Genomic DNA, 6,712 nt, shown 5'->3' with positions numbered 1-6,712 from the left:
GCCTTCGCACATCGGTCAGCCGGTCAGCCGGTCAGCCGGTCGGTCATTCGATCAGCCGCCAGCGGCTGTCGGGGTCCTCGCACCGGTCGATCGACGTCCAGCTCGTGGACTTCGGGCTGGCGCCCCAGACCTGCAGACACAGCTGGTCGCTCATGTAGTTGTGGATCCTGACGGTGCCGTCACCGACCGGGTCGAGCCACCACAACTCGTTGTCCTCCACGGTGGAATGGCAGTGCGCCTCCTGGACCAGGGTGCCGGCGGGCTTCGGCACGCGCTCCGGCACGTCTATGCACAGACCGTCCTTGGCGTTGACGAAGAGGACGAGCGAGGCGCCGCCAGGGCCTGTGTCGCCGCGGTGGACCTGCATGTTCCACTGCTGATTGTCCCCGTCGGAGCCGTTGCAGTGGTTCTGGACGATCGGCATGGTGTAGTACCCGGGACCGGTGTTCGGAAGGTCGGCACACAGGCCGGTGGTCGCGCTCTTCAGCAGCACCCCGGACCGGTCGGAGAGCACCAGTGCGTGGGGCTCTTCCTTCTTCTCGGTCTTGGGCTTCGGCTGCTGCCTCGAAGGAGGGGCCGCTGGGGCGGCCGGAGCGGCAACCGGGGCCTCGGCACGGCGGGCGGACTGCGCCGTTTCCGCCGACTTCACCGGCTTCGAAGCGGCCGACCGGGACGGGGACGGGGTGGTGGTGAGCTTCCTGAGCGCCGCCGCCTGTTCGGCGGCCACCTCCTGCTCCTTGGCGTCCTCGTCCGCCTGATAGCTGCGCCAGGCACCCAGCCCCAGGGTGCCGCCCGCCACCAGCGCCAGCACCGCGGTGGCACCGGTGACCCTGATGCCCAGTCGGGAGCGCTCCCCCGGCTGATGGGCGGTGCTCGTCAACGCGTCGACGAACCGCGCCCGCTGCCGCCGCTTCGCGTCGTCCTGCTCGGTCTCACTCAACGCCCGTCCCCAACTCGCAAGAAATTGTCCGCATGCATCCGTCCGGCCCAGCCCCGGGCCTGCCAGTCAACCATCGGGGGCCCCGAGCGGTCCTGTTGCGTGAGCGGGGTGAGCACGGGATGAGCACGTGGTGAGCAGCGCTCGAACGGCGTCACCGCGGCACCGCCCCGTACAGCTCGCGTTCCCACAACAGTTCCGCGGCTTTCGTCAGCGCAGTGGAGAGCCGGCGCCGATAGGTGCTGAAGGACAGCGCGGCCCTGCTGGCCGCGGCCTGCTGGCTGCGCGGCCCGCCCAGATAGGTGATCTCCAGAACGTCGCCCAACTGCCGCTGCCCGGGATACACGCGCAGTTGCGCCACCGTCTCGGTCAGCACCTCGCGCAGCGCCGTCGCGTCCGCGCCGGGCGCCACCAGCCGGGTGCCGAGCAGCGCGCTCTCGGCGAGCTGCCGCGGGTCCCGCACACTGCGGTAGGCGTGCTTGACGGCGTCGGCGAACTCCTGCCACGGCATGGTGGGTTCCACCAGCGCCGCGGTTGGCGCCAGCGCGCCCGCAGGCTCGTCGCTCAGCAGCCGGACGCGAAGCGCCGCAGCCCAGCGGTCGAACGGCACACTGCGCCAATCCTGCACGAAGGGGAGCACCCGCTCGCCGTCCGGGCCGTCGGCGGGCGCCGTCCGCTGCTGCCCGTACAGGTCGAGCAGCGACGAGAGCGCCGACTGCTTCTCGGCCGTACAGGTCCAGCTCATGGCCAGGCCGGGCGTGGTGGCCCACAGCGTGGTCAGCGCGGAACAGGCGGCCACCGCGCTGCCGGTGCTCCACCGGGCCAAGAGCAGCCGCTCGGTGCGCCGCAGCGGCGACCGGCCGTGCGCGTGCTTCAGGGCAGCGCGCGCCACCGGATCGTCCGGCAGCCGGGTGGCGCCCGGATCCAGGCGGGGAGCGACGAGCACGCCGACGAACCGGCGGCCGTCCTCGGCGACGGTGAAGGCGGTCGGTTGGTGCTCCCACCACCGCAGGGCCAGGGCGCCGGCCGCGACACCGTGCTCCTTCTCGATCGCGGCCACCGCCTGGTCCAGGTCCTCCGGGCGGGCGGCGCGCAGCCGGATCCGGTCCGCGCCCCGCCAGTCCACCGCCTCCCGCGCCAACTGGTTCGTCCGGCCCAGATAGGCCAGCCCCGCACCGGACGCCCAGCGGTCGCCGGCGCGTTGTCCGAGCCGCTCGGTCAACTGACCGTGCAGTCGGCCGAAAAGGGACTCGTACTTCTCCGGACCACGCCACCGCAGATCGGCCAGCAGCGCCTCCCGCATCAACTCGTGCGGTACCAGGCCCTCGGCGGTGCTGCGTACGAACGACAGGCTGCGCAGCCAGGTGAACAGCGCGTGCGCCCGGGCCGGCGGCACCTCCAGCGCGTGCCGTACCGACTCCTCGGTGGTGACCCGGGCCAGCGCCAGCACGTGGAGGGCATCGGCCTGGGACAGCGACACGCTCTCGCGCAGCATCAGAGAGAGTAATTCGCGTACCAGGTCAGGAGAGTCGCGCAGCTCCCACAGGCGGCGCTGCTCCACGGGGCCCGTGGCCCGTTCCCGCGCGTCGGCGAACAGCGCCAGCGCGAGCGGCAGTCCGTGCGCGGCACGCACGATGCCCGGGACTTCGGCCTCGTCCACGAACCGGTTGCGCAGCAGCAGCGCAGCCTCCGCCTCGTCCATCCCGGTCAGCTCCACGCTGCGCAGCGCGTGCCACCACTGCGGATCGGTGCGCCACTCGGCCGACGGGGGCAGCCGGCCGCCGACGACGAGCAGTGGGCGCGAGGGCATACCGGGCAGGAAGACGTCGCGCAGCCATTGCTCCAGAGGGCCCAGCGACTCCGCGGAGTCGATCAGCAGTACCTGCGCGTCCTCCGGCGCGCCTTGCGCCTCCAGTGCGGCCAGGAACGCCTCCGGCGTCGGGGCCGCGTGCCGCAGATCGACGCTACGGGTGACCCGGCCGTGCGCCTCGGCCTCCTCCGCGAACCGGCGCAGCAGCGTGCTCTTGCCGACGCCCGCCATGCCGTGCAGCCACACCACGAAGCAGCCGCGCTCGCCGCTGAGCATCAGGTCCCCCAGCAGCCGCAGTTCGGCCACCCGGCCGGTGAAGACCTTTCTCCAGGACACCGCCAGCACGTCCCCGTGCGATTCCACCGGCAAGGGTGTGGGAGATATCTGCATCGTCGTTCCTGCGGTCCTTTCTGTGTGACGACAGCGCCGCGCCAGTGGTCGGCCGGGCCGGTTCCGCGGTACCGGCACGTCCAGCGAGGGGTGGGTGCAGGGCCTGTCGGTCCGGCACATCCGGTGCACGCTGTACGTGTGGATCAAGCACCACGTACGAATGGTCGAAGCTTTGTTGCCTGCCCGCGCCCCGGGCCGGAGCGGGGCCCTGCACGAACTCGACGATGGAGGGACTGCGGTCGGCTCTGCCGACTTCGGCTGACCAAGCAGAGAGCGCCGGTTCGGTTCGTGTCAGCCGGTCCAGTGACCTGAGGTGAACGTCACCGCGAGCACCGCCGTCAGCGGAGCCGCTACGCCGACGTACGCCTCCGGTGCGTCATCCGCGACCTTGGGCCAGGCGAACCAGAGCTTGGCCAAGGACTCCTGCAACAAGTCCTCGTCCCGATGCCGGTCGCCTCCGACGAGCAGACGGGCCAGGCGGACCGGCACCGGCCAGCGGGCAGCCACGAACTCGTCGAACGCACGGGCTCGACTCCGTTCCATCCACACAGTCCCTGTTCTCGCCGGTCGCCTACACCCTGTAGGAGGCACTGACACGCGGCCCACGATGCACCTGTGGCCCGTGATCTGGATCACAGGGCATGTCGACGACAAGCGCGAGAGGCTCCTCCGTCCCGTCCCGTCCCGTCCCGTCAGCGACGCCGACGACGAGGACGCGGTTCGACGGCTCCGCCCGACGGCCACCCGCCCGGCGGGAAGGGCACCGCCGTCGAAGACCAACGGTGCCAACCCCTTCGGCCGCAGGGGGATTTCCGTACCTCCAGGTGGGAGGTCGGCCGGTCGTCCACCCGTGCCGGACGGCCCCTCCCCCACGGACGCCGGTGTGACCTGGGCGTTGGCGATGTTCTTGCGGGAACTCCTTCTCCGGGTGCTGTCAGAAGGTGGATGGCCGAGCGGATCGTGGGGTCAGGACCGCCCGGTGTCCGTGTCGGCCTTCACACCCGGGGGCGACCCGCGCGGTGCGCCTTCGTCGGGGGCCTCACCGCTCGGGAGTCGGACGGTGAACACCGAGCCGACGCCGGGTGTGCTGACGACCGAGACGGTGCCGTGGTGTGCCTCGGTCAGTTTGCGGGTGATGGCCAGCCCGAGGCCGCTGCCGCCGGTCTGCCGGTTGCGGGACTTGTCCGCCCGCCAGAACCGGTCGAAGACATGAGGCAGGTCCGCCGCATCGATACCGCTCCCGGAGTCGGCGACTTCCACGACCAGCTCTGTGCCCTGCGCCCGGGACCGCAGGACGACGCGGCCCCCGCTCGGTGTGTGCCTGACCGCGTTGGAGACCAGGTTGCTGATCACCTGACGCAACCGCACCGGATCGGCGTGCACCTCGAGTTCCTCGGCGGCCTCGATCGCAAGCTCGACGCCCGCCGGACCGGCGGCCCCGTGGTGCGCCACCGCGACCTGTTCCAGTACCTGCCGCACGGGCAGCGGTTCAGGGTGCAGTACGAGACTGCCGGACTCGGCCTCGGCAAGGTCACGCAGGTCCTCGATGACGTGCTGGAGCAGCATCGCCTCGTCCAGAAGAAGGGCGAGCAACTGCTGATCGGTCGGTGTCAGACCGTCCTGAGCCGCCTCCAGCCAGCTGCGGATGTTGGTCAACGGGGTACGCAGTTCGTGCGCCACGTCGCTGACCATCGCCCTGCGCTGCCGCTCCAGGGACTCTCTGCGCTCGGCGAGGTCGTTGAAGGCGGCGGCAACGTGGCCGATCTCGTCCTTGGTCAGCACCGGGACCCGCACCGCCTCGTCGGCGGGACGTTGGGCTGCCGTGATCAGGGCGCGCAGCGGCCGGACCAGGCGGACGCCCAGCAGGATGGTCACAGCGCAGGTGACGGTCAGGACGATGCCCGCGGCGCCCGAGATCCGCAGGGTGTTCGCCGTCGAGAGCTTGACGGTCTCGGTGGTCGGATGTCCTGGATCGGCGACGAAGAGCATGACAGGGGGCGAGACATAGGGCCGCAGCTGCTGTCGGCGGCCTTCGTTCACGCACTCCTGCGCGGCGCGGTCGGAGTACTCCTGGCGCTCGCTGTGGCCGGTGAAGCGCCAGGAGAAGTCGGCGAATACGTCGACTGGTGGTCTTGCCTGCTGCTTGAGGCACTCCGAAGCCAGTTCGCTGACTTGGGCGAGCGGCATTCGCTCCAACGGCGTGGGCACCTTGAGCAGATCGATGCCGCAGGCTTCCATCAGCTTCACTCTGATTTCGGATTTGGGCCCGGTGGGCTGGATCGTGGAACGCCCGCTGGGCAGAGGGTTGACCTTGGTGGCGACCCCGCTTTCGGTGAGGCAGTCGGTGATCTTTTGCACTCTCTGCCGCACTAGCTCCCGGTCCTCGCCCTCCAGGAGGAACGGGCCCACCGCGCGCGGGTCGATCGGACCGATGGTGCTCTCACGGGACAGGACCGGGTCGAGTCGCAGCGGGTCGATGGTGGCGGCCGGCCGGTCCGGAACACGCACGGTCGACTCGGAGCTGGCGAGGGTGGTGCGGGCGGCGGTGGTGAGGGTGATCGCTCTGCCGGTCCGCGCCCCGAGCTCACGGACCAGTGACTGCACCCCGCCCCAGTCGGTGTGGGTGGCCGAGTAGCCGATCAGGGCGTCGTAGATGCCTGCGTCGGCCTTCGATGACCGGCCCTGTTCCGTGCTGATCGCCCGCGTCGTGGTGGTGACGGCCAGCCAGGTGGTCGCGGCCACGGCACAGACCGCGACCAGCAGGGACGCGGCGAGCAGCCGGACGAAGAGGCTGTTGTGCAGCGCAACCCCGGAGCGGCGCACGTCAGTTCCCTGCCGGGTCGGTTCCCGGGGTCAGCTTGTAGCCGATGCCGTGGACGGTGATCAGATGGGTGGGGCGGCGCGGGTCGAGTTCCAGTTTCTTCCGCAGGTTCATGACGTGCATGTCGATGGTGCGATTGGTCGAGGAGACGTCCCACCCCCGGGTGCGCTCCAGGAGTTGCTGGCGGGTGAACACCCGGCCGGGCTCGGCCACCATCGCCGACAGGATGCTGAACTCCCCGCGGGTGCACGTGACGGGCTGGCCGGACGCCCCCCGTACCTCGTGCCGGAGCGGGTCCAACGTGATCGCTCCCACCCGCAGGACCCCGTCGTCAGGTGGCGCGGCGCGCTCGACGCGGCGCAGCAGGGTTCGGACCCTGGCCATCAGCTCGCGTGGGCTGTAGGGCTTGGTCACGTAGTCGTCGGCGCCGAGGTCGAGGCCGAGGAGCAGGTCGTTCTCACCGGACCTGGCCGTCAGCATCAGGACCGGCATGGTCGATTCCTGGCGCAGGATGCGGCACACATCGAGTCCGTCGACGTTCGGCATCATCACATCGAGGACGAGCAGGTCCGGCTGGATCCGGCGGACGGCGTCGATCGCCGAGCGCCCGTCGTGCACGACGATCGCGATGTACCCCTCGGACTCCAGGTACATCCGCAGCACCTGCGCCTGCCTGGCGTCGTCTTCCGCGACCAGGATTCGTGCACTCATGACGGTGACTATAAGCAGGGGCTTCGGTCGGGCTCATCATTCT

General features: G+C 70.5%; 4 protein-coding genes and 1 pseudogene. All 5 read right to left on the bottom strand.

Features of this window, described 5'->3' with window-relative positions; translation table 11 throughout:
- Positions 1-43: 43 nt before the first annotated feature.
- Positions 44-940, bottom strand: a complete 897-nt coding sequence (locus tag OG293_RS35800) for an RICIN domain-containing protein (RefSeq protein WP_406002908.1) — start codon at positions 938-940, stop codon at positions 44-46.
- A gap of 151 nt (positions 941-1,091) precedes the next feature.
- Entirely contained in the window at positions 1,092-3,137 is a 2,046-nt protein-coding gene (locus OG293_RS35795) for a hypothetical protein (RefSeq protein ID WP_406002907.1), read from the bottom strand.
- A gap of 357 nt (positions 3,138-3,494) precedes the next feature.
- Positions 3,495-3,680, bottom strand: a pseudogene (locus OG293_RS35790) (SigE family RNA polymerase sigma factor); the annotation flags it as partial.
- A 423-nt stretch (positions 3,681-4,103) separates the two neighbouring features.
- Positions 4,104-5,960, bottom strand: coding sequence for a sensor histidine kinase (locus OG293_RS35785; protein ID WP_406002906.1), 1,857 nt, complete (start codon positions 5,958-5,960; stop codon positions 4,104-4,106).
- Position 5,961: 1 nt separating this feature from the next.
- Positions 5,962-6,669 carry a response regulator transcription factor gene (locus OG293_RS35780; protein WP_406002905.1) on the bottom strand — a complete coding sequence of 236 codons (708 nt, stop codon included), beginning with the start codon at positions 6,667-6,669 and terminating at the stop codon, positions 5,962-5,964.
- Positions 6,670-6,712 lie beyond the last annotated feature (43 nt).

It is taken from the genome of Streptomyces sp. NBC_00829 (assembly GCF_045161795.1).
Lineage (GTDB): Bacteria > Actinomycetota > Actinomycetes > Streptomycetales > Streptomycetaceae > Streptomyces.
This window is presented reverse-complemented; position numbering and strand designations above follow the sequence as displayed.

Bases quoted from the DNA above. Each gene is read 5' to 3' on its own strand.
- OG293_RS35795 (WP_406002907.1), bottom strand. From the start codon at position 3,137: ATGCAGATATCTCCCACACCCTTGCCGGTGGAATCGCACGGGGACGTG.
- OG293_RS35780 (WP_406002905.1), bottom strand. From the start codon at position 6,669: ATGAGTGCACGAATCCTGGTCGCGGAAGACGACGCCAGGCAGGCGCAG.